The organism is Flavobacterium sp. Leaf82, from assembly GCF_001422725.1.
GTDB lineage: Bacteria > Bacteroidota > Bacteroidia > Flavobacteriales > Flavobacteriaceae > Flavobacterium.
The window spans coordinates 762,697-787,534 of record NZ_LMMA01000032.1; the positions used below are offsets into that span (position 1 = coordinate 762,697).

A 24,838-nucleotide genomic window follows, 5' to 3' on the forward strand; every position below is an offset into this window, starting at 1 on the left:
TTTAAGAATGAAAACGGAATTATTATTACACGCCATTACTGAAAAAAGCAACCAATTTTCAAGACAAGAAAATCACTTTAAGGTTTTCCGAATGCAATTCATTTAGATTTTTTTAAACCACTCCCTTTTTATCGATCAATGATAGGCCATTTTAATAGTGGTCCGGGAATTTCTATGTCCAATTTTTAACAACCAAACTCAATGAAAAAAATCTTACTAAACTTAATTTTTCTGTTTACCATACTTTCCGGTGTGTTACACGCACAAGAACGAACGATAAGCGGGACCGTCAAAGGTTCTGATACCGGAGTACCTTTGCCCGGAGTTACCATTATTGCTGCCGAAAGCGGTAAATCGACGATTAGTGATGGTAACGGAAAATTTTCTCTTTCGATAACTCCACAAGATCATACTATCTCTATAAATTATGTAGGTTACGAAACGCTCGAAAAAAGAGCCGGTTCATCGTTTAATGATATTAGATTAAATCCATCGAATACAGCTTTAAAAGAAGTTTTGGTTGTAGGTTACGGAACTCAGAGTAAAAAAGAATTTACGGGATCAGCCGCCAGAATAACTTCAAAAACCATAAAAGATATTCCGGTGCAAAGTTTTGAGCAGGCGCTTATTGGTAAAGCTTCCGGAGTAAATGTTTCTACACCAAGCGGCGTATTAAACGATCCGCCGGTAATCAGGATTCGCGGTGTCAATTCAATTTCGTTAAGTACTTCTCCTTTAATAGTTATTGACGGAATCCCGGTTAATTCAGGCGATGTATCCACAACAAATTCTGTGGCAAATAATCCGTTATCAGATATTAACCCATCAGATATTGAGTCTATTGATATCCTGAAAGATGCGGCATCAACTTCAATTTACGGTTCACGTGCAGCAGGCGGAGTTATTTTGGTTACGACCAAAAAAGGAAAAGCAGGTAAAGCAAAAGTAACCTACGATTCGTGGGTTGGAATCACCAGAGCGACCAGATTACCTGATCTTTTAAATAATACACAATATGAAGACATTAAAAATGAAGCGGTATTAAACAGCAAAATATTAAGCGGTAACGAAAATAATGCTGCTGTAGCTTCGGCACTTTTTTTCCCGTCTTATAATGCAGATGGTTCACGCGTGAGTACAAACTGGCAGGATCAGGTGTATCGTGATGCCGTTTCGCAAAATCATAACCTTAGTATTTCCGGAGGAACAGATAGAACGAGATATTTTTTCTCCAGTAATTATTCTAAGCAAGAAGGAATTACAAAAGATAATGAGTTCGATAGAAAAGGAGCAAGGTTCAATATTGACCATGATGTAAACAGCTGGTTAAAATTAGGCGGAAACCTGTCTTACAACAATACTTTTAATCAGGCACAAAACACAGGTTCCTTGAGCAGCAGCGGATTATTGTTGATTGGTGCAGCACGTTTAGCTTTATCATTGCCGCCAAACGTAGCTGCTTACAATGCAGATGGTTCTTATAACTTAAGCGCTACAGGAACTGCAAGCCCGGGAAATAACTTGTTTACCAATACCTTATGGCATCCCGGAGCATTGTTTGAAAACAGTAAATACACAAGTTCAAACGATCATATTGTTGGAAATATTCATGCTACAATTACCTTTTTTGAAGGATTTAAATTTGATAGTAACTACGGTATCGACAGATTAAGAGCCGAGAATATAACCTATTTGAGTCCTAATCTGGGATCTTCGGCGTATGCTACAGGTGGTTCTGCAACAAATATTGCCGCGCTTAGAAATAATTACAATTTTACAAACAGTTTTTCTTTCGACAGGCGTTTTGGAGCGAATCATCATATTGCAGCATTAGCTGGATATGATGTTCAAAAATATGAAAATTCCTCCTGGGGCGCGAATCAAACCAATGTTTCTGATCCTTTTTTCGAAAATTATCAAGGAACCTGGGGAACCATCAGATCATCTGGAAACAGCTTGTCTGAAAGGCTTTTCCTTTCTTCTTTCTTTAGATTATCATATGATTACGGCGGAAAATACTTCATTACCGGAAACTTTAGAAAAGACGGAAATTCGGCTTTAGGATTAAATAATAAATACGGAAATTTTGGCGGTATATCTGCCGGATGGTCTTTAAGCGAAGAAGCATTCTTTAAAAATAGCGGAATTACAGAATATGTAAGTTCGCTGAAACTAAAAGGAAGCTGGGGAAGAGTAGGTAACGGAAACCTATCATCAGCATATGCGTCGCAAAATCTTTACGGAGCATCTATTTACGGATCAGCATCGACATGGGCAATTTCTCAGGCAGGAAATGAAAATCTGGGATGGGAAACCAGCGACCAGACCAACATTGGGCTTGAAGCAGGTTTCTTTAAAGACAGATTGCAATTTACCGCAGATTATTTTAATAATGATGTCAATGGTTTGATCTTAAGCACGCCGCAATCTCCGTCTAAAGGAATTCCGGGAGACGCGATTCTTTCAAACGTTGGTTCGATGTACAATAGAGGTCTTGAACTTGGACTTAGTGCAACGATAGCAAACTCTGAAGATTTTCAATGGAAAGCTTCCTTCAATTATACCCATGTAAAAAATAAAGTTACGGCTCTTGCCGAAGGAAATACAGACATTATTGGTTATACGCAGGTAACTACCGAAGCCAATAATATTACAAGAGTAGGATATTCTGCCGGAAGTCTTTACGGTGCGGTTAGCGGCGGTGTAAATCCGGATAACGGACGCAGGATTTTCATCAATAAAAACGGCGAAAAAGTACAATACAGTGCGGCAGTTCCTTCAGGACAAAGCAACTGGACGTATTTAGACGGAACAACTGCTGCGGCAATTACAGTTGCAGATTATCAGGTTTTGGGTAATGCATTGCCGGTTTGGTACGGAGGTTTAACGAATAATTTTCAATATAAAGCCTTTGATTTTACGATTGGTTTCACGTATTCAGGCGGAAATAAAGTAATGAATAATACCAGAGGAACTCTTTTAGACCAGCGTTTTTACAACAACTCGACAGAAATTTTGAACCGTTGGACCACTCCGGGACAAGTAACTGATATTCCGAAATTAGTTTATAACGACGTTATTTCAAATGGATCAAGCGGTTTTGCAATTTCTGAAAATGCAGAAAAAGCAGATTTCTTAAGATTACAACAACTGACAATTGGTTTTTCTCTGCCAAAAAATATTTTAGAAAAAGCACAATTATCATCCGTTAGAATCTATGCACAGGCAACCAATCTTTTCCTGATTACCTCTTATACAGGATCAGATCCTGAAACGTCTTCAAACGGAGCTTCGACTACATCAATGGGAGTCGAAAAAAATTCTGTGGGACAAGGAAAAACGTTCACATTTGGTCTAAACGTCGGTTTTTAATAACTAATAAAAATTATAATGAAAACATATTTTAAATCACATAGAAAATCAATTGCAACCGTATTACTGCTCTCCGGAATATTATTTACGTCTTGTGAAAATAATGAAGATCTGAACATAGCACCCGAAACTACCGTTTCTGACAAGGATATTTTTAAAACTCCAGCAAGAATCGAAGGTTTGGTAAACGGAATTTACAAAGCTTTTAAAGGTGCGAGTTTATATGGCGGACGTTTCCTGTTGTATCAGGATCAGCGTGGTGAAGATTTTATCAATATCACAGCGAATAACTTTACAGGTTATGAAAGCTGGAACAACTCGTACAGTTCAGGATCAAATGATATTAATAATTTATGGTCAGCCGCATATTCAGCAATTAACAATGCCAATATTTTAATCGAAGGACTGGCTGTAAATCAAGATATTATTACCGAAGAAAAAGCAAAGCAATACATTGGCGAAGCAAAATTAGTAAGAGCATTGGCGTATTACAGTCTGATTATCAGTTACGGACAGCCTTATAATAAAGATGCGGGAGCATCAAAAGGAGTTCCGTTACGATTAAAAGCAGAAACCGGTCCGGCTAATAATGATTTGGCAAGAAGTTCTGTTGCTGAGATTTACGCACAAATCCTGAAAGATTTGGATGAAGCCGAAACAGCATTGCCGCAAAGTTATGCAACCGCAGACCTTAACACAACCAGAGCGCACGTAAGTACTGCAATTGCTATAAAAACAAGAGTTTATTTATCGATGAACAATTGGGCAAAAGTAATAGAAGAAGCTGCGAAATTAGCGCCTCAGGTTCAAGCACCATTTTCGACAACGGCAAGTGATGTAAAACATGCTTTGCAACCGGATATTACAGTTGTGTTTTCATCCAATTACAGTACGGTAGAATCTATTTTTAGTATCCCAATGAGTTCTTTAGATTCTTATACCGGACAATCTTCTATCGCTTATATCTACAATACAAATTTAGAATATTATCTAAACCCAACTGGTATTTTGGGCGATGCACAATGGAGAACAGCAGATAAACGCCGTGATTTAACGAGAACTGTTTCCGGAAAACAATACTTTAAAAAGTATGCAAAACCATCGCCATTTCTCGATTATATCCCTGTTATCAGGTATTCAGAGGTTTTACTGAACTATGCCGAAGCAGCTGCAAAAACCGGAAACCTGACACTTTCTGCTAATTTACTAAAAGCAGTTCACCAGCGATCAGATGCTTCTTATGTTTTTGCCCCAACTGTACTTGCAGATCCAAATTTATTAATTGATGCAATCTGGAAAGAACGCCGAATTGAATTGTTGGGTGAAGGTTTCCGCGGACCGGATTTACTAAGAAATCTTCAGACGCTTCCTGCCAAAGGCGATAGCAAATTACAAACGCCCGCAGTAACGCCATCTGATGCTAATTATATATTCCCGCCCGCAAATACAGAACTTGCAACGAATAAATTATACTAAATACAACAGCTTTGTCTAAGTATAAAGCATAAAAATACGCAGACTAAAAACTTGAGTCTTTATCAGAGTTTCACTTAAAATTAATGAATCAAATCAACTTAAAAATCAAATAATATGAAAAAAATAATAGTATTTCTGGCTTTATGTATTAGTGCAGCAACAACTCAGGCACAAGAAGCAAATGTGCAGTTAAAAGGAACGGTTACAGACACCGTAGCAAAATATGTTTACCTGCAAAAGTTTCACAATAAGATGTTTACCACAATAGATTCTGTAAAAGTAACGGACGGAAAATTTAGTTTTAAAACGAAAGTAAAGCTTCCTGAATTGTACGGATTAAGCGTGAATACTGCCAATAATCCGTTGTATATCTTTTTAGAAAAAACTCCAATAACTGTAAAACTAAGTCCTGTTAAATATTACAGTACATCTGTTGTAGAAGGATCTGCATCTCAGGATTTGTTTGATATTTATAGAAAAACCCAAAACGTTGATATAAGTAAATTTATAACAGAACATCCTGGTTCTCTGGTTTCGGCATACGTATTATATAGAAATTGGTCGTATCGATTAACTCCGGAACAGATTACGCAAAACATTGCGTTGCTGGATAAAAGCCAGCAGAATTCTACTTACGTGAAAGAACTACAGGAACTGGTAAAAGTTTTAAACGGATTACAAGTAGGTAAAAAAGCACCGGATTTTGTGTCTAAAGATCCTGAAGGAAAACAAGTTCGTCTTTTAGAAAACCTGAAAGGATATACATTAGTTGATTTCTGGGCTTCATGGTGTGCACCTTGCCGAAAAGAAAATCCAAATATCGTTGCAGCTTATAAAGAATATCATGATAAAGGATTTAATGTATTTGGAGTTTCATTAGACAAAAAGAAAGAAAACTGGATAAAAGGAATTCAGGACGATCACTTAGACTGGTTACAGGTTTCTGAACTTATTTACTGGAACAGCGAAATCGCAAAACTATACGGAGTTAGGGCAATTCCTGCCAATTATCTGGTAGATTCAAAAGGTATTATTGTAGCAAGAAACCTTCGTGGCGAAGAACTTCAGACAACACTAAAAGCACTTTTGAACGCAAATAATTAGTTACTGTTTGTCATTCTGCATTCTGAGGAACGAGGAATCACACTTGAAACTCAACAAAGATTGAGATTTTTAATGCGGAATTTCTAATGCGATTCCTTGTTCCTCGGATTGACAAACTTGATAAATACAAAAAAATAATAATAAAATGAAGACGAAATTATTTCTTTCAACAGCTGTTTTACTTGCCATTACAACTAATGCACAGGTAAAAGGCGGCTTTAAAGGACAAGATCCCATCACGGCAGTTTCGACCGTAACGCGTCCTGTTGAAAAACAATGGAAAGGAGTTTTTGATAAAACGGGCGATGAAGTTTTCTTTGGGAATGATTTCGCCGGAGCAAGATTAAACGGCGTTGTCAAAATTGATGAAAATACTTTTAGCGTTCTGATTACTCCCGAGAATACACCAATTAACGGAAGTCCGTGGTATGCTTTTAAAGTCTGGTCTAAAACCAATAAAGAAATCAAGATCAGGTTTGATTATCCGCCAAATGTAAAGCACCGTTATAATGCAAAAATCAGCGGAGACGGTAAAAAATGGCAAGCTTCTGAAAGTGGGACTTTTGTAAAAAGAGAAAAAGATTCCAATTATGTTTTGACCGTAAAAGTGAGCAAAGACACAACCTGGATTGCTGCGCAGGAACTTAAAACTTCTAAAGATATCAAAGAGTGGATTTCGGCTTTAAAAAATAAAAATAATACCGCAGAAGCTTCTATCGGATTAACTGCCGAAGGACGAAAAATACCTGTTTTTAGTATTGGGAATCCTTCTGCCAAAAATAAAATCCTGATTTCTGGACGCAATCATCCGCCGGAAGTTACGGGACATTATGCTCTTGAAGCTTTTGTTGAAACGTTGACAGCTGATACGCCACTGGCAAAAAAGTTCAGAAAGAAATTTGAAGTTTATGTGATTCCGTTACTAAATCCGGATGGAGTAGACGGCGGATTCTGGAGACATAATTCAGGAGGAATCGATTTAAACAGGGATTATAACGAGTTCAATCAGCCTGAAACCAGAGCCGTTCGTGATTTTCTAAAAGCAGAAATCAAAGACGCCAATAAACTCCTGTTTTCTATTGATTTTCATTCGACTCACGATGATATTTATTATACCGTAGATCCGGAATTAAAAGGCAATATTCCTGGTTTTGTGCCCAATTGGTTGAGCAAAGTCAAAGACGGAATTCCGGGTTATACGCCACATATAAAGCCATTGTATTTTAAACCGCCCACTTTTACGCTATTCAGTTATTTGTTTGAAACCTATAAAACAGAAGCTTTGGTATTTGAAATTGGTGATAATACACCAAAGGATTTTATCAAAAAGAAAGGAGAAGTTTCCGGAGAAGAATTCATGAAATTGATACTGGAAAGTAGTAAAAACTAAAAGAATATTGAGATGAACAAAATCAAAAATAAAATTTGCATTGTTTTAGCGTTGATCGCATCAGTCTGTTGTTTCAGTCAGCAAAAAAAGGAACCCATTCAGGTTACTGATCTTTTAAAAATAAGAACAGTTGGCGATGTAGAATTAAGCAAAGACGGACAAAACGCTGTTTTTACGGTGAAAAGTATCATTAAAAATCCTGAAAATGCTTTAGATTATGACTATGATACACAACTTTGGATCACAAAAACTTCTGATAAAAGTGCTCCAAGACAATTAACTTTTGGTAAAGAAGGATCTGGTTCTCCGGTTTTTAGTCCTGACGGAAAACAAATTGCTTTTACAAGAAATATAAAAGGAAAATCGCAATTGTTTCTTTTAAATGTAAATGAAGGCGGAGAAGCAGTTCAATTAACCGATTCGAAATATGGTGCAGGAAGTCCAAAATGGAGTCCGGACGGAAAACAGCTTTTGTTTACAGCATCAATTTTAATCAATGAACTGGTAAAAGATTCGGTTTTAAACCCAAAAAAAGAATTACCATTGTGGAGTTTTGAAAAGCCCGGTTTTGCAGCAAATGAAAACCTGAAAATAAACAAAACAAAAGCAGACCCAAACGGAAATCTGGAAGCCATTAGAGCATATCTTGAAATTAACGAAAAGGACAAGAAAGCAAAAGTAATGGACAAACTGCAGTTTCAAACTGAAACAGGACTTAGCAGCGAACTTAGATTTACGCATATTTTTATAATCGATGCCAAACCCGGCGCAAAAGAAACCGCAATTACAAAAGGATTTTACTCGTATTCAAACCCTTATTTTGTAAACAATACTAAAATAGCTTTCAACGGAAATGTCAATGAAAACAGACATCCGGACAGGGTTCTCGAAAGCAGAATCTACACTATCAATACAGACGGAACAAATGTTACTGAATTGCTTGGCGCAGAAAATCTGGTGTTTCAGCTTTTGGCAGTTTCTCCATCAGGAAAACAATTGGCTTATCAGGAAAGTATCATTAATAACTTATCTGTTCCGGTTCTTAAAATCTTCAATTTAGAAAATCCTTCGGCAAAAAGTAAAGTGATTGATTATGATCGAAATAACAATAATGTAAGGTTTTCTAAAGACGAAAAACAGCTTTATTTTACTTCATCGAGCAATGGCGGATATGTTCTTGTAAGCGTTGCGCTTAATACTCTTAAAATCGAAACTCTTAGTACTGTAGATCAGGGAATAACGGATTATGATGTTAATAATAGTGTTGTGGTTTTTGCCAAAACTGCTGTAGCAAATCCATCTGAATTGTATGTTTCTGATTTAAAACTAAAATCCCCAAGATTAGTATCTGATTTTAATACAACCTGGCTTCAAAACAAAGAAATCAGCTTTCCTGAAAAAGGCACTTTTACCAACGAAAAAGGGCTTGAAGTACAATATTGGATCATGAAACCAACTCGTTTCGAACAAGGAAAAAAATATCCTTTACTGACCGAAATTCATGGTGGACCTGCCTCAATGTTTGGTCCCGGAGATGTTAGTATGTGGCTGGAATATCAGTTTTTTTGTGCGCAGGGATATGGCGTAATTTACAGTAATCCAAGAGGTTCATCAGGATATGGCGAAACATTCCTGCGATCAAACATTAACGATTGGGGAACCGGACCTGCAAGCGACGTACTTACTGCAGTAGATAAAACTGTTGCACAAGGCTGGACAGATACCAATAGATTATTTATAACCGGAGGATCTTATGCGGGTTATTTAACAACATGGATTATTAGCCACGATCAGCGATTTAGAGCCGCTTCAAGTCAGCGTGGGGTTTATGATTTCGGAACTTTTTTTGGCGAAGCAAATGTATGGAGAATGATTCCCAGATACTTTGGCGGTTATCCGTGGGAAGAAAAAACGAAAGCAATCTTAGAACGCGAATCACCAATTAATTACGTAGAAAATATCAATATTCCGTTTTTGATTATTCATGGCGATAACGACAATCGTACGGGAGTTTCGCAAAGTCAGATGCTTTATAAAAGCCTAAAAGTTTTGGGTAAACCGGTAGAATATGTTAGACAGCCCGGAGCAAGCCACGAAATTACCAGAAGCGGAGATAATCGTCAAAGAATAGATCAATTGCTTCGCACTTATGAATTCTTTGAAAGATTCAATCAAAAATAAAACAAGTTAACTTAAATGATACGGAAATGAATGCTATAGATAAGAAAACGAAACCAAGTAAGTTAGAACATTATTTTTCTAAGTTCAGAAAAAATACAATTGGAGTAAATCACACATTCGAATCCGCTTACGGCGAACAGAATTTGCTGTATGCAGATTGGGTTGCGAGCGGTAGATTGTATATTCCTATAGAAGATATCATGCTCAATAAAATAGGTCCAATGATTGCCAATACTCATTCTTTTTCGAGCGAGACGGGCAAGGCATCTACATATGCGTATAATCATGCCAGAGCAGTAATCAAAAAGCATGTAAACGCTAATGAATCTGATGTTTTAGTCGCAACAGGAACCGGAATGACGGCTGCTTTATCAAAACTGCAGCGCATTATAGGTTTGCGTCATGCCAAAAACACGAATGAAAACGACAGACCGGTAGTTTTTATCACGCATATGGAGCATCATTCTAATCAGGTTTCGTGGTATGAATCTAATGCCGATGTTGTGGTTTTACAGCCTGATAAAAATAATTTGGTTGACCCGAAGAGTCTCGCACAAGCACTTGAAAAATATGCAGACAGAACCCTGAAAATTGGTTCTTTTACAGGTTGCTCAAATGTTACGGGAATCATAACGCCGTATCATGAACTGGCTAAAATAATGCATGCGCACAATGGATTTTGCTTTGTTGATTTTGCAGCTTCGGCACCGTATGTTGCAATCGATATGCATCCGGAAAATCCCGAAGAACAATTGGATGCTATCTTCTTTTCGCCGCATAAATTTTTAGGCGGACCCGGAACTTGTGGTATTTTAGTTTTTAACGAAAAACTCTATAATTCTGATTTTCCGGATAATCCTGGCGGAGGAAATGTAAAAAGTACGAATCCGTGGGGAGAATATCATTACAGTGATACTATCGAAGTTAGGGAAGATGGCGGAACTCCGGGTTTTTTGCAAGTGATAAGAACGGCTTTGTCACTGAAACTAAAAGATCAAATGGGAGTTGCGAACATTCATAAAAGAGAAAAAGAATTGCTTGATATTTGTTATACAGAGTTTCAAAAGATTCCGGGTTTATCTATTTTAGGAGATATTGAAACAGATCGAATAGGATGTGTTTCTTTTTTGATCGATGATATTCATTATAATTTAATCGTGCGGTTGTTAAATGATCGTTTTGGGATTCAGGTTCGTGGCGGATGGTCTTGTGCGAGTACGTATGCACATTATTTATTTGATATTGATGAAACAAAATCAAAGGAAATAACAAACGAACTGCTGCAGAAAAACCAAACGAATAAACCGGGCTGGGTGCGCTTGTCACTTCATCCTATTATGACAAATGAGGAACTTTTATTTATTTGCGAAGCCATACAGCAAATAGTTGAAAACCATAAAGAATGGCAAAAAGAGTATCAACATAATAGTGCTACAAACGAATATGAAAATCTTCTAATAGAGGAAACCATAGAAGAAAATGTAAAGGAATGGTTTTGGCTGGAATAATTATTATATCCGATTTTTTAAATAGGTAGAAACATAGCTATATATTTAATTTTTTAAACAACCCCAAGAATTTATTAAAAGATAAATTTCAATCAAACAAATAATCAGAATGAATAATAATATAACAGGCTTTCATCATTTTGCGATTAAGGCACAAGATTTTGAAAGAACAGTGCAATTTTACGAAACACTTAATTTTGAAATTGTACACAGTTGGAGTTTACCGGAGTTCAATTTACAAAAATGTGTGATGCTAAAGAACAAAGGATTTGATTGTTATATAGAAATATGCGATAACAATGCCGATTTTCCAACTCAGGGACGTAAAAGAAAGCAGGGCGATCCTTATGTCGAAAATTCACTTTTGCACATTTGCTTTACGGTCGTCGATGCCAAAAAAGCATATGATGAAGCAATAGAAAATGGCGCAAAACCATTATCAGTAAAAGAAACTTTAGAACTTAAAGATCGTAGAAAATCTGTAACAGTAAGTAATAGTCTGGTATATAGCCCGAATGGGGAAGTTATTGAATTTCTGGAATCTGTTGTTTTTTAATGAGTTAAAATAACGTAATACAGAAATCAATAAGAGGAATTATCCTCGCTTTAAACTCCGTCCCTGATCAGGACGGAGTTTTTCTTTATAAAATACGGATATAAAAAAAGTCCAATTCAAATCTGAATTGGACTTTAGTTTTTAGCTTTTATAAGTTTAAATTATTCCTTATATAAAATAATAGTGGCTTTATAACCTGTACCAACATTCCATTGGCTGGCTTCTATAACAGCACCTTTATCATCATAAACCTGAAATTCTGCTGTATTTGGCGAAGCCGAACCTTCGTTTAAAGCTTCAAAATCGATTTTGTTAATTCCGGGAACTAATGTTATTTTAAATCCCTGAAATTCTCCCACTAAATTTACTTCTGGTTCGATAACTTTATCATTAAGAAATACTCTTATTTTATCGCCATCTACAAAAGCGGCATCACGATAACGAACTGTAGAAACGGCTGTACTGGTTACAAAAGCGCCCAGATATTCATTTCTTCTATAAAAAATACCTTCGACATTTGCTTCTTTTTTATACAGGCTGTTGTTTTTATAAAGATCATCCGGATTAATTTTTATAACAGTGGGTTCTTTTACCGGAGGCTGCTCATTTGGAGGAGTCTCAGTTGGCGGAAGTGGTTCTTTCAATTCAGAATTTTTAGCCGGAATAGGTTTGTATTTGTCTTTTAATTCTTTTTGCGAATATCCTTGTAGAGAGAGGCTTAATATAGTGACCAGAAACAATATTTTTTTCATACTTTTTTTCATTTAATAAAACTAATTAGTCGTTAAAACAAAATGCATAACGTCTCTTTATAAAACATTTAATTAAGCAATTTATTGCCTTTATTGGCAATTATTTATACATAAAAAATAAACCCGACGGTCTCGAAGCTTCGGAACTGACGGGTTTAAATCCTGATAAAAATACCAGTTTATTATTTTGTTACTTTTTTAAATCGCATCATTGGGATGTCTTTCATATTCAAATTAAGTTTCCCGTCTTTATCGATAGAATAGCTGTCGATTTTTTTAATGGTCTGTAAAAAAGTTTGTTCGCCGCCGCCTTCACAAAACATCAAAGTTGCCGGACCTTGCTCTCCAAAAGTAAGCGAATTTCCTTTTAGGGTAAATGGTGCACTGTAACCGTTGCAACCCGCATTTCCGTAAACTTCGCCTTTTTCTTTGTCAAACTTTAAATAGGGTTTTTTATCCGGATACAAACCTTGAAAAGCGATACGAGGACCAGAAATATATTCTAATTCCCAGGATGTATTGTAGAGATCATCAGTTTTTGCAGTTTCCTTCATCGTTGTACAGGAATTAAAAGATAGCGTTAAAACAGTAATGAATAGTAGTATGTAATTTTTCATAAAATAAGATTTTAAAATATAAATTTAAAGATTTTTATCAGAATTCAAGTGATAAAAAACGGTTTTTTTAAGACATTATAAGATTATTGAGTAATATAATTATTTACTTTTTTTCAGCGCATCGATTAATTCTACCATATCCACAACGGCATAAGTAGAGGAATAATCAGATACGGCATAAGGTAATATTAGGCTATTGTTATGAATAATTGCTCCGCAGGAATATACCACATTTGGTACATATCCTTCACGTTCGTCTTCGAGTGGCGAAAGCAAAGGTTCTTTAAGTCTTCCTATTTCTTTAGACGGGTCGTCAAGATCAAATAATGAAGCTCCTATGCAATAACGTCGCATTGTACCTACACCGTGAGTGATAACAAGCCAGCCTTCTGTAGTCCAGAGCGGTGATCCGCAGTTTCCTATTTGGGTAAGTTCCCAGGTATAACGTGGTTCTTGTAAAAGTATAGGATTGTTCCATTGTGTAACCCTTTCAGAGTACATAATATAATTGTTTACACCGTCGATTCTGGCTAACATGGCATATTTACCTTTTATTTTTCTTGGAAACAATGCCAGATTTTTATTTTGGGCACCAATACCGTGAAGAGGCATTACTCTAAAGGTGTAAAAATCTTCGGTAGAAATAAGTTTAGGCAAAATCGTGTGTCCGTTATAAGCCGTATAAGTTGCCATAACGCGATTTGAACCATCGTCATCAATAAAACGCACAAATCGTGCATCTTCGATACCGCGGCTTTCAGACTCTGATATTGGAAATATAACGCGCTCCGTAATATCTGAGTCGTGCTTGAATTGCAAATCATAAAAAGAATCAGCCAGCCAAATTATTTCCTCCAGTGCAGTTCTTCTTTCCTGACGGATTGATGGATCGTTTAAGGCTGTATTTACTACACTTTTTAGTACGGCAAATTCAAACTCCTGTGGCAAATCCTGCATAATTTGCGCAATATATTTGTCCTGCGTATGCATTTCTGACAATTTCAATAAAAATCGCTCTTTATTGAATAAGGTTTTATGCTCAATCTCGGCCTTATCAATATTATGACCAATTTTCATGATCTGCAGGTTGTTGTCTTTATCCAGAATTCCTCTTCTAAAAACTATCGAGGAAATATGACCTTCTCCGGTTGCACGAAAAGAAATGATAACGCGTTTTTCGCCAGCTTCAAGACCTGACTGGTCAAAATCTTCTACAATCGAAGGGTTGAAAATAGCAGCAGATTCTATCGCATATTCCATAGTGCAATACGAACCTATAAGCATTTTTCGATCCAGTGAAATAGCTTCATAATCTATTTGCATGGCTTCGATCATATCTCTTATTTTTTCGCAATGCCTGAAAAATATAGCCGAAATATTTCTATGACGCCTTGCAAATTCACGAAGCGTTTGTTCTAATGTTTCTAATACCTGCTTTTCATCCAGCATCATTATCCTGGCAACCATTTGCTGGGTCCGTTCTTCGCCATTCATAAAATATCGTGCAACAACTCTTTTTGAATCTGGTGTGAATTTTATGTTTTTACGGATGACTGATACTCGCATAATTTGTATGTTTTTGTGTTTTTTAGAAAAGTTATTTCAGGTTAAAAAAGAATTGAATTGTACCTGTTTGAAACAATATTAATTCTCCATTTTGTTTCTATTCCTATACAAGTTAATGATTTTGTTAACTAAATAAAACTTTATTTTTAAAATTTTAGCAGACTTTTTACTTATTAATGTTTGCTTTACAATTAAAATGATAGAGCATCAAAGATTCAAAACGGGTATTAAACGTATTACAATAAAAGCCATAAAGACTGAAATAGTTAAATTATAGTAAAAGATGATATAACGCAAAAAAGTGCTAAATGTGTTTATTTAGCACTTTTTATATTTAATTTTCAGATTTTATTTTAAAACCATATATGTAAGATAAATGCTATAAAGCAACTTTTTGTGTCCATTTTTCTCCACTGATATCGATTAATTCCAGCGTATATTTTTCGGTTTTATTCTTGATTGGTGCGATTCGAAAATTCAGTGTGGCTTTTGCGCCCAATGGCAAAATAAGGCTGTGTTTTCCGGATTTTACTTTGGCAACATAATCGTTTTTGATTTGTTCTTTTGCCAAATTAGAAAGTTGTGTCTGATTTTGTTCAAAAATAACATTTCCCTCTTCGTCTTTTACTTTAATACCAATAAGAAAAGAACCATAAACATCTGCTCCTTCATCCCTGAATACCGTAAAACTTAAAGTGTTATTTTCTATAAAACTATTACTGATCGTAACATGTGGTTTTACAGAAAGATTATGTAGTTTGCCATAAACGCCTCCATGAAAATATTGATTGGTAAATAAGGTTAATGCCATTATAAATACAGATCCTGCCAATACAATTTTGCTTGTTGTATGATCTTTTAAGGGTAAAGGTCCGGAACCTAAAAATTTGAATCCTTTTTTAGACGTAAACGGTTTATTTTTCCTGATGAAATATTCGTCAAGAGAATATTTTCCTCCGCCGGACATAAAAATCGTAAAACCTGCTGCTACGCCAAGAATCCCAATTTGCCATTCGTCAAGACAAGTAGTTCCAAGCCATCCGGAACCCAGTAAAATACCAAACGCGAGACCAAAAACGCCTATACTCATTAATCTGGTAAAAAAACCAAGCAGAAATAGAAAGCCAACAATTCCTTCGATAACTGTAAACGAAACCATTGCCCACCAAAGACTTTCCGGATTAGACACAAGATGTTCTATAATAGGTTTTATGCCCAATGCATGAGGAAGAAAATGATTGAATTTTTCGCCAATATATCCCGCTTCATCAGGATTTAATTTATTTTCTAAAATTAGTCTTCTCCAGAAAGCAGAAAAATAAGTCCAGCCTGCCACCCAGCGCAAAGCCGTGGTAAACATTCCGCTATATAAATAGGTTTGATTGTTCATTTTGATATGAATTTAATGATGAAAAATACGTAAAGCCTCAATACAATTAGTATTGAAGCGCGTGTTGCTTGTAATCAAAAAATCAAATCAAATATTGTTCGTGTAATAAATAGACGGGAATAATTTTGAATGTCTTTTTCTCGCGAACAGAAGTTTTGGGTGTTGTAAGTGAAATAACAGTTTGCTGAAAAACAGCAAAACGCGAAGAATAAGTATTTTTTAAATCGTGCTTCTGAAGTAAACCTGAAACTTTCTTAGCGGTTTTATCTATCGTTATAAAACAAACAGACGAATCAGCATTGAGGTTATTTTTTAATTGGTTTATCGGAATATCCAAAACGAGTTTAATTTCTCTTTTGGCGGTGCAGGGCAGGCATACAAAAAACAACATCAATACGATGAGTGTTCTTGATAAAATATTTTTTATGCCATATTGCATTCTGCTATTTTTTTTAGAATCTCAAATATAGCAAAAAAATCCTGTAATGTCAGAAAATAAAGGCTTTGACAAAACGGGAATTACTTTATCACTACAATTAAATCCATTCTCCGGATTCCTTATAATCGTCCGGCAAATAAGTAAGATATTGAACCATTCTTGGTTTTTTGCCTTTGTTTGGCGTTGCACAATGCGGTAATCTATTGTCCCAAATTATAAAATCTCCGGTGTTTCCTAATATTGGCTCGGGTTTTAAGGTTTTAACCGCTTTTTCTCTGGGATTTTCATTCGGTTCAAGAGTATTGAGCCAATGATTTATAATGTTATGAAAACCCGGAACACAATGAAAAGCGCCATCATCAGCACCACAATCAGTAAGATAAAGTAGTCCCTGAAGACCAAAATTTATAGGCTGTTTTAAACTGGTATCCCAATGAAGCGAACTTCCTAAAAAAGTGAATTCGTCAGTTTCAGGAGGGTTAAAACTAACTTTGTCTATTGTTTTGTATATTTTAGAGGAATTATAAAGTTGTTCGTACGCTTTTTTTATCCTTGGCGAAAGCCTGTTTCTATTCAGGGTTTCATGATCAGAAAAATTAAGCATTAATCCCTTTTGTTCCTGATGTCTTTTGTACCACGTTTCTTTTTTGTTGGAATCCATTTCCAGATAATGCCAAATGGCTTGTTGTGTCGCTTCGCAATCTTGCTCAGAGATGGCATTTTTTATAATAACATATCCGTTTTTAGTCCAAAATTCAAGATCTTGTTCTGTAAGTACATCATTTGTAAAATCATCAACAGCCGTATTTTTATTTTGTCTTGCATTGATCCAGATTTTAAAAGTCTCAAAATCAGGTTTTTCAAAATATAGAAATTGAAGTGTTTCCTCCATACTAATCCCTAACAGATACAAGGCTTTAATTTCTTCGTTCCAGTTTTGAGAATTGGCGGCAGAAACGCCGGAAGGATTTAAAGTACTTATCCATAGTTTTTCAAGAATATTCCAAGGCATTTTTTTGCGGTTTTATAGTTTTTAATAAGGCCAGATAACGTGCAATGGTTTATTCATCCAGGGATATTTTATAATGGAAAACGAATAAGGAGATTTATTTAATAAGATATCATAAGCTCTTTTTTCTACGGCAAGTTCCCATATTTCCTCTAATTCTAAAAGTGATCCGTCCCTAACAAGCCAATTGCCTCTAAAACCATTTATAGAGCAGTCACCAATTGCCGGCCAATGAGAAATGGCAGCATTTAGTAATCCTTCCATAAGGCTTTTATTCTCATGTGTAATATCAATTCTATCTGGAATATTATCAGTTATAGACAAACCGCAAAGTACTTTATTTAAGGGTAAATAGATATTTTCTGTTTCCTGTGATCCGGTAACAATATATTGTAAATATTGCACCGCTTTTTTTTGATTTTCTACACTTGTAAAATCATTATCCTTAACGAGACCCAGTCTTTCAAACAGCAAAACGATATAATTGTTTAAAAGAACAATTCCTGCATTTTTTACAGCTATGTTGTTTTTGACTAGAGTTTCATTGATTTTAGATCTTTTTGCAGGTTCATTTTCAGAAGATATTCCCATTTTGATTTTTATTAGTTATGAATACAAAACCAACATAAAATTAAAAATCTTTTATTGATAACAGACTAAGTATTTATACCTGATCTGGTTTTTTAATCATTGAGGATTTCTTAAAGTATACGTGACAAGGTTTTTTATATTTTCATGTGTATTGTTATACTTTTTATCTTCGAATTCAAAATTGAACTTTTTTAAAATGGCTACAGAATTGACATTATCAGCTGATGGAAAGGCAGAAATTATTTTTGCTTTCATGCTGTCAAATGCATATTCTATTATTCTTTTGATGGCTTCACTCATTATTCCTTTGCCTTGAAATTCAGTCAGCATTTCATATCCAATTTCGACAATTTCATTTTCAGTATCAAAATTCCACAAACAAACAGATCCAATCATATCATTGCTTTCTTTTAGTCTTATAATCCAGTAAATGCATTCGCTTTTGTCTGTTAAATTTTGTATTTTAAGGATATATTCCTCTGCTGTTTTCAATGTAGATGAATTATCCCTGCCAACAAATGCATTTACAATTTCATCAGAACGAAGCTTATGAATAAAGACAGCATCATTACTTTCAATATTTCGCAATACTAACCTTTCTGTTGTGAGTTGTGGGAATTTTTTAAAATTTAATACCATTTTTCTAATCTTTAAATTGTTAGAATATTGAAATGAGTGTAATTCTCTGTTTTTTGATTATGAAAGTTAAAAAATAAATAACATACATTTGTTCTACTTCATAATTCATAAAGTAAATATTTTAAAATGTACGATATCATTTTCAAACATCTTGAAGAGAAAGTCTCATTAACTGAAGCAGAAAAGGAACTGATCAAGACTTTTTTTAAGTTTAAAAAATTAAAGAAAAAGCAATTTGTGGTTGTTGAAGGTCACGTTTGCAACTATCTGACATTTGTTTCGAAAGGACTTCTAAAAGCGTATAATGTTGATGATAAAGGCAATGAACATATCAATCAGTTTTCGCCAGAAGGTTGGTGGACATCTGATATGAACAGTTTTTTTAGCGGCGGAATTTCTTTTTACAGTATTGATGCGATGGAGGATTCAGAAGTTTTACTGATTACGAGAGAAGATTTTGAGAATTTAACGATACAAGTTCCAGTAATGGATAGATATTTTCGCTTACTTTTTCAAAATAGCCTAATCACAAAAGAGCGAAGATTAATAAGTTCACATACACATACTGCAGAAGAAAAGTACAGGCATATTTTAGAAAATAATCCCGATTTAATGAAACGAATACCGCAAAACTTATTGGCTTCGTATCTTGGACTTTCTCCTGAAACGCTGAGTCGTCTCAAAAAGAATATAATTTTTGATGCGAAATAATTGATTTAGATCAAGCGAATTTCTTGTTTCAGGTCATCTTTCTGAATATGGTTTGTGAAGTAATTTTGTAAAAAATAATTACTTATGGATTCTAAAAAAACACCAATACAAGAAACAACCGGAAATATAGCCTTAGTAGTAGGGGCAACCGGTATTGCAGGAAGTAATCTTGCAATAAAACTTCTGGAGAACGGATGGACAGTCTATGGACTTTCCCGAAATCCGAAAAATGATATTAAGGGTTTACATTCAATTGCTGCTGATTTACTGGATACCAAATCATTAGAGGTTGCCTTAATTGATTGTAAGCCTACACATGTTTTTTTTACAACATGGATGCGAAATGATACTGAAGAAGAAAACATCAGGGTTAATAGCGCTATGGTTCGAAATTTACTGAACGCATTATCTCCTAAAAAATCAGTAAAACATGTTTCGTTAGTTACAGGTTTAAAACATTATTTAGGACCATTTGATGCTTATGCTACGGCCGGAACTTTGCCGGAAACACCATTAAGAGAAGAACAGCCCAGATTAGACTTGCCTAATTTTTATTATGCACAAGAAGATGAAGTTTATGAAGCTGCTGCAAGAGATGGTTTTACCTGGAATATACACAGACCACACACGCTAATTGGTAAAACGATTGGGAACGCCATGAATATGGGCACAACATTAGCGGTTTATGCCAGTATTTGTAAGCAGGAGGGAACTCCGTTTATATGGCCGGGTTCTGATGCGCAATGGAACGGGGTATCTGATGTTACGGATGCTAAAGTTCTGGCTGAACAAATTATCTGGTCTGCTACAAATCCTGAAGCTCACAATCAGGCTTTTAACATCACAAACGGAGACGTTTTTAGATGGAAATGGCTGTGGCCAAAAATAGCAGAATGGTTTGATATTGAATTTGAAGGATATAACGGAACCGTAAAACCGCTTGAAAGTGTGTTAAATGAAAAAAATGCTATCTGGAAATCAATTGCAAGAGAACATCAATTAATAGAAGACGATTTGGGGCAGCTCGCATCTGCCTGGCATACAGATCTTGATTTAAGCCGTCCTTTAGAAGTTATGACAGATATGTCAAGAAGCAGAAAATTGGGTTTTGCAACTTATAAAGATACCAAAGATTCCTTTTTTGAACTGTTTACGCAGTTACGAAACGATAAAATTATACCTTGAAAAATTAATTAGATAATTTTTAAGTTGTCATAGATAAAAGCGGGACAAGGAAAAGACTTTCTTTGTCCCGCTTTTATATTATTAAATAGGGGTTTTATATTATTTATAAATCTTCAGTATTATGCCATTAACTTTTATTTAGGTTTTTTCTTTCAAAAAAAGAGCTATCTTGCGCAATATTAAAAGCAAGTACTAATGACTATTTCAAATTTTTATTTAACAAATAATCACTTGATGCGCCTTATGGGCACGTTATTATATTTGCATGACGATACTTTCTTAAAAAGCTCTAAGGAGTTTATTTATTAAGCCCTGTCAAAACTCTGGACAGGGATTCCTTCATTTAGACTGCTCAATTATTTAATCTTCAACTTTCATTTAGGATTAGGATATCATTGAATTCAAATTTACACAAGGGCTATAAGCAATTTAGTGATGAGTTATTATTCTACCTATGAAATTGGAGCAAACAGAAAGTTATGTCACAATTACAAAATATCATTTTAACAACAGGAATATACGATTTAATCAAAGATCACGTAAGAAGAAAGAAAGTAACAGTAGAAGAAGAAGTATTATTGCTTCATGAACTTAAAAAAGCCACACAGGTACTAAGAAGAGATTTACCGGAAGATATTGTTTCTGTAAATAGAAGAGTAACTTATAAAGATTGTGCAACCAATGAAGAAAAAACGGTTGTGTTTGTAGGTCCTGAGAGAAATAAAGTAAGTAAAAACAAAATTTCTATTCTTTCTGATGAAGGGATAGCAATGGTAGGATATAAAGAAGGTAATGTGGTAGAATGGCCTGCAAAAAAAGGACATCTGAAACTTGAAATATTAAAAGTAGAAGAGGTCGCTTAAGACACTTCTTAAAATTAAAAAAATCCCATAAAGAAAATTTCTCTATGGGATTTTTTGTATCTATAATAATTAGCTTTTTAAATTTTAATTATCACAAAAAGAACCTATTTGCTGTAAATGTCTTTCTGTTTGGTATTTATTAAAGTTATCCCATTTAGGTGGAGAACTTGTTTTTTGTCCGTACATGGCATCCAAACAAATATTATTGTCTTTGTACATATCGTGCAAAACAGCCAGAATTTTAAAGAAGAATTCATCTAATAAAACGATTGCTTCAAATTCTGATTTTAATGTATTGTAATTAGGATCTGACGGATTCAATAAATGTAATAAATCTAAAACTTCCTGTTTTTCATCTGCATTAATTTCTGTTGAATATCCCATTTTCAGCGTTTTAAAAACAAGATTATTCCAGGCTTTACTATCATGTGCCCATTGTACATCAGGCAGATTTAAGGAATGCTCACAAATTAAAATAATAGAAAAAAGAACATCATTCAGGTATTCAGCCGGAAACTCATCAAAGCTTCTGAATTCAAAACCACTTTGGTACATTTTTTCCTGATTAAAATCAAGACCTAATTCAGATAACATTTCATATTCCATATCTGCTTCGATCTGATCGCGCCACCAAATATTTTCTTCTTTTCCGAATTTTAGTAATTTTCTAAAATCATCAACATTATACGTCAGGATTTTACCTTTTGGCATTGCCTTATTGTACGTTCCTACACCTATATATCTTGACATGGCATTACGCATCGATCCAAGAGTGAATTTTTTATCCAGACTGTATTTGTCACTTATTACGCCCATAATATCCGGACTTCCAAGAGTTGCAATAAAGAATGGCTCAAACCACTGCAATAAATAAATGGCGTTTGCGTGGGTTTTTTCAAAATCATTATAGTCAACAATTCTGCTGTCTTCTGTTAATGATGGTAAAGTAATATGAAAATGGTATGTCCCGTTATTGAACAAAACCAGGTTTTCCTGATTTGTCATGAACATATTAAGCCCGTTGTTGTAATCCGGAAAATTTAATTTTCCGTTTAAAACTGATGATTCATTGATTTTATCAAGGAATAACTTTTTTGTAGCCTTAAGTTCTTTGCAGGATTCAGCAATTGTTCTGTTTTCAAAATATTTGGTTACAAACTCGATAGAATCACCATCAAAATGTACAGAACCCATCGTTTTGTTTCGTTGGGTAATCATACTTTGAATATTATATGGCTGATCTTCAAGGAAAAGCTCCATGATCGATTTTCCTAAATATTCAGGATTTTCAGTAGGTTGTGCGCTTACTTCACCAGTTTCGGTATCGATTAATGGCTTTATGGGCGCGATTGTTTTGTGCTGGTAATTGATATCCAGTTTTTCCAGCGAGTGACTGTTCATCATTCGGCTTACCTTATAGTTTTCATTTAAACCAAAAGCTTTTTTCAAAATAGGAGCTAAGCTTTCCGGTTTATAACACTTTCTATAATCAATACTGTATTTCTCAAAACCAATTTTTTCTTGTATAAACTCACCAGAAACTATTAGGGATTCTTCAAATTGCATGTAGGTTTCGTTTTCCAATCCTATTCCCCAATAATATTTTTTTGTCTGATTGTCTTTCATTTATACTTACTTTCTTTTTTTAAGGTTATTTAATTCTAAAGTTATTTTTATTCGGAAATATAAAATCCAATCTGTTAAAATCAGAGACAGGAAACCTATAACGGATTAAGCATATTGTTGCCTCCATTATAAAAGTTTTCGTTTACTTTTAAAAATATAGGAATTTATATTTTAGATTTTTGCACTTTTATCGACTGAAAGTTCAATTAAGAAGTAAAATTTTATAAAAGGCTTATAAAATTACTAGCGTTATTAATCACTTTTGTATCAATAATTTAAGCACGAGAATAGCTAAATCACTGCTTTTGCTATCCTTGTTTTTTCTAAGTTGCAAAAGTAGTTTTTTATTATGTTATTTCCAAGTGGTTAACTCGTTGATAATCAATATTTTTTTTTGAATGTTTCAACAATTCGGATAATTGTATTTTTATTCATGATAATAAAACACGTGTGAGGAATATAATTCATCATTCCACCAGTCTTTTCTAACCTCTGCAAAGTAGTTGTAGTTTAGTTTTCCTGCCTGTGATTGCAAGGGATAAACTACTACGCCATTCTCGCGATATGCTTTGTGTAAATTTGTTTCAGGAACAACCGGAACAATATGTCCGGAAAGTCCTTTTTCTCTTCTTTTGGCGCAAATTATTCCAACACCGCCATTTTCATTTACTTTATTTTGAATTTCATCAAGACTAAACATTCTTTCCCAGCCAAAACTAACGCCCCATTCTAAGAACCAATCATGAATGGCGCTGGAATAAATGCGATCTACGGTTTGTTCGAAAACAGCTTCTACTTCTTCTCCTTGTAAAACTTTTTCGAGACATTCCGGTGTCCACCAAACTGTTGGGAGATATACTTTAGAAAAATAGCAATAATCATAAGAGTATACATTGCAATATGTGTCTTCTACAGTTCTTTGATATCTGAGGTTTTTTTCGACATCCAGTTTATCAATTAATTGGGCAATGCTTTCTTTTTTAGTCGCAGTATTTGTCAAATCCCTAAACGGAATACTAGAATCCCAAATTGGGGTTTCTTTACTTTCCATAGAATCAAGCTGAGATTCCGGATTCGGTACTAAATCAGCTTTTTTTATTTGACTATTCGATATTGTATTATCATCTAAGGGTAACGATGCTACTGATACAGTATGTTTTTCCATCTTGACTGCTTAAAATTAATTGGCTTAACGGTGCTTAAATTACTTATTAGGACACAATTTTGTCAGCCACGGCGTAAATGTAAGGATTTTAAGTTTCTTAGGAGTTTTAGAAAAAGACAAATTACAGAAAGTAGTATTGTAATCCTCGTTTTGAAACATTTTTAAATACAAAAAAGGCACGCGTTAAGCATGCCTTTTTTATGTTGATCTTGTAATAATCCAGTTATTCCTGATTTTCGTCAGGCTGATTATTCTTTTTAAGATTGTTGATCTCTGAATCTTTATTGGTATTTTTTTCCTGAACTTCCGTTTTACCAGAATTGCTATTGGAATTGTTTTCAATATCGTTTCCTGTATTTTTAAGCTCTTCGATATATCCTTCCTGATATTGGTATGGATCTTCATCTCTGGCATAATTATCAGTATCAACCAATGTATTTTGGTCTATATAATCAGGATCGCTTTCGCCAAATTCTGTACTATTTTCAGTAGTTGGATTGTGCTTAAATTGATCGTCGCTTTCAATGTTATTTCCATCAACTAGCGTATTTTGATCAATAAAATCTGGATCTGTCTGTCCATATTCGTTGTTGTTTTGCTTTTCCATAACGCTGTTTTTTTAAATTAATTTCTATTTCTATCAAGTTGATATTTACAAATTTACTTTAGAAGGAGTTGGTTCTTATTACAGAAAAATA

General features: G+C 34.6%; 21 protein-coding genes. 10 read left to right on the top strand and 11 right to left on the bottom strand.

Translation table 11 applies throughout. The annotated features are described in order from the left end of the window. Positions 1-201 precede the first annotated feature (201 nt). The 7 genes from ASF10_RS17855 to ASF10_RS17885 all read left to right on the top strand — a co-directional run bounded on the left by ASF10_RS17855 (position 202) and on the right by ASF10_RS17885 (position 11,587). Positions 202-3,372 carry a SusC/RagA family TonB-linked outer membrane protein gene (locus ASF10_RS17855; RefSeq protein WP_056251955.1) on the top strand — a complete coding sequence of 1,057 codons (3,171 nt, stop codon included), beginning with the start codon at positions 202-204 and terminating at the stop codon, positions 3,370-3,372. 18 nt (positions 3,373-3,390) lie between these two features. Further along, a complete protein-coding gene (locus ASF10_RS17860; protein WP_056251958.1) occupies positions 3,391-4,848 on the top strand; it encodes a RagB/SusD family nutrient uptake outer membrane protein in 1,458 nt (485 codons plus the stop codon). Positions 4,849-4,962: 114 nt separating this feature from the next. Then, a complete protein-coding gene (locus tag ASF10_RS17865) occupies positions 4,963-5,952 on the top strand; it encodes a TlpA disulfide reductase family protein (protein WP_056251962.1) in 990 nt (329 codons plus the stop codon). A gap of 145 nt (positions 5,953-6,097) precedes the next feature. Next, positions 6,098-7,342, top strand: a complete 1,245-nt coding sequence (locus ASF10_RS17870) for a M14 family metallopeptidase (RefSeq protein ID WP_056251965.1) — start codon at positions 6,098-6,100, stop codon at positions 7,340-7,342. A gap of 12 nt (positions 7,343-7,354) precedes the next feature. Continuing rightward, the gene (locus ASF10_RS17875; RefSeq protein ID WP_056251966.1) at positions 7,355-9,523 is read left to right on the top strand and encodes an alpha/beta hydrolase family protein; all 2,169 of its coding nucleotides are present in this window, start codon (positions 7,355-7,357) and stop codon (positions 9,521-9,523) included. A 26-nt stretch (positions 9,524-9,549) separates the two neighbouring features. Beyond that, positions 9,550-11,031, top strand: a complete 1,482-nt coding sequence (locus tag ASF10_RS17880; RefSeq protein WP_056251969.1) for an aminotransferase class V-fold PLP-dependent enzyme — start codon at positions 9,550-9,552, stop codon at positions 11,029-11,031. Positions 11,032-11,140: 109 nt separating this feature from the next. After that, entirely contained in the window at positions 11,141-11,587 is a 447-nt protein-coding gene (locus ASF10_RS17885; RefSeq protein WP_241774980.1) for a VOC family protein, read from the top strand. Between the two features lie 161 nt (positions 11,588-11,748). On the opposite strand, the gene ASF10_RS17890 is transcribed toward ASF10_RS17885, so the two are convergent. The 8 genes from ASF10_RS17890 to ASF10_RS17925 all read right to left on the bottom strand — a co-directional run bounded on the left by ASF10_RS17890 (position 11,749) and on the right by ASF10_RS17925 (position 18,590). Continuing rightward, positions 11,749-12,339, bottom strand: coding sequence for a hypothetical protein (locus ASF10_RS17890; protein WP_056252272.1), 591 nt, complete (start codon positions 12,337-12,339; stop codon positions 11,749-11,751). A 182-nt stretch (positions 12,340-12,521) separates the two neighbouring features. Next, positions 12,522-12,956, bottom strand: a complete 435-nt coding sequence (locus ASF10_RS17895; RefSeq protein ID WP_056251973.1) for an META domain-containing protein — start codon at positions 12,954-12,956, stop codon at positions 12,522-12,524. 99 nt (positions 12,957-13,055) lie between these two features. After that, on the bottom strand, positions 13,056-14,522 hold the full coding sequence (locus ASF10_RS17900; RefSeq protein ID WP_056251976.1) for a glycoside hydrolase family 130 protein: 1,467 nt from the start codon (positions 14,520-14,522) through the stop codon (positions 13,056-13,058). A gap of 379 nt (positions 14,523-14,901) precedes the next feature. Continuing rightward, the gene (locus ASF10_RS17905; protein ID WP_056251978.1) at positions 14,902-15,912 is read right to left on the bottom strand and encodes a TQO small subunit DoxD; all 1,011 of its coding nucleotides are present in this window, start codon (positions 15,910-15,912) and stop codon (positions 14,902-14,904) included. A gap of 82 nt (positions 15,913-15,994) precedes the next feature. Continuing rightward, positions 15,995-16,351 (bottom strand): hypothetical protein, encoded by a 357-nt coding sequence (locus ASF10_RS17910; protein ID WP_056251981.1) that lies wholly within the window; start codon positions 16,349-16,351, stop codon positions 15,995-15,997. Between the two features lie 97 nt (positions 16,352-16,448). Beyond that, entirely contained in the window at positions 16,449-17,363 is a 915-nt protein-coding gene (locus ASF10_RS17915) for a phytanoyl-CoA dioxygenase family protein (protein WP_056251983.1), read from the bottom strand. Positions 17,364-17,384: 21 nt separating this feature from the next. After that, the gene (locus tag ASF10_RS17920; RefSeq protein WP_056251987.1) at positions 17,385-17,951 is read right to left on the bottom strand and encodes a contractile injection system tape measure protein; all 567 of its coding nucleotides are present in this window, start codon (positions 17,949-17,951) and stop codon (positions 17,385-17,387) included. Positions 17,952-18,047: 96 nt separating this feature from the next. Next, positions 18,048-18,590 carry a GNAT family N-acetyltransferase gene (locus ASF10_RS17925; protein WP_056251990.1) on the bottom strand — a complete coding sequence of 181 codons (543 nt, stop codon included), beginning with the start codon at positions 18,588-18,590 and terminating at the stop codon, positions 18,048-18,050. A gap of 126 nt (positions 18,591-18,716) precedes the next feature. Between ASF10_RS17925 and ASF10_RS17930 the strand changes: the two genes are divergently transcribed. The 3 genes from ASF10_RS17930 to ASF10_RS17940 all read left to right on the top strand — a co-directional run bounded on the left by ASF10_RS17930 (position 18,717) and on the right by ASF10_RS17940 (position 21,349). Next, positions 18,717-19,301, top strand: a complete 585-nt coding sequence (locus ASF10_RS17930; RefSeq protein WP_056251992.1) for a Crp/Fnr family transcriptional regulator — start codon at positions 18,717-18,719, stop codon at positions 19,299-19,301. An 84-nt stretch (positions 19,302-19,385) separates the two neighbouring features. Then, positions 19,386-20,486 carry an SDR family oxidoreductase gene (locus ASF10_RS17935; protein WP_056251995.1) on the top strand — a complete coding sequence of 367 codons (1,101 nt, stop codon included), beginning with the start codon at positions 19,386-19,388 and terminating at the stop codon, positions 20,484-20,486. A 479-nt stretch (positions 20,487-20,965) separates the two neighbouring features. Next, entirely contained in the window at positions 20,966-21,349 is a 384-nt protein-coding gene (locus ASF10_RS17940) for a GreA/GreB family elongation factor (RefSeq protein WP_056251998.1), read from the top strand. Between the two features lie 84 nt (positions 21,350-21,433). Here the strand turns inward: ASF10_RS17940 and ASF10_RS17945 are convergent, their stop codons facing one another. The 3 genes from ASF10_RS17945 to ASF10_RS17955 all read right to left on the bottom strand — a co-directional run bounded on the left by ASF10_RS17945 (position 21,434) and on the right by ASF10_RS17955 (position 24,747). After that, positions 21,434-22,975: a hypothetical protein gene (locus tag ASF10_RS17945; protein WP_056252001.1), complete on the bottom strand. Its 1,542-nt coding sequence runs from the start codon at positions 22,973-22,975 to the stop codon at positions 21,434-21,436. Positions 22,976-23,402: 427 nt separating this feature from the next. Further along, on the bottom strand, positions 23,403-24,140 hold the full coding sequence (locus ASF10_RS17950) for a hypothetical protein (RefSeq protein ID WP_056252003.1): 738 nt from the start codon (positions 24,138-24,140) through the stop codon (positions 23,403-23,405). A gap of 223 nt (positions 24,141-24,363) precedes the next feature. Continuing rightward, positions 24,364-24,747, bottom strand: a complete 384-nt coding sequence (locus tag ASF10_RS17955; RefSeq protein ID WP_056252006.1) for a hypothetical protein — start codon at positions 24,745-24,747, stop codon at positions 24,364-24,366. Positions 24,748-24,838 lie beyond the last annotated feature (91 nt).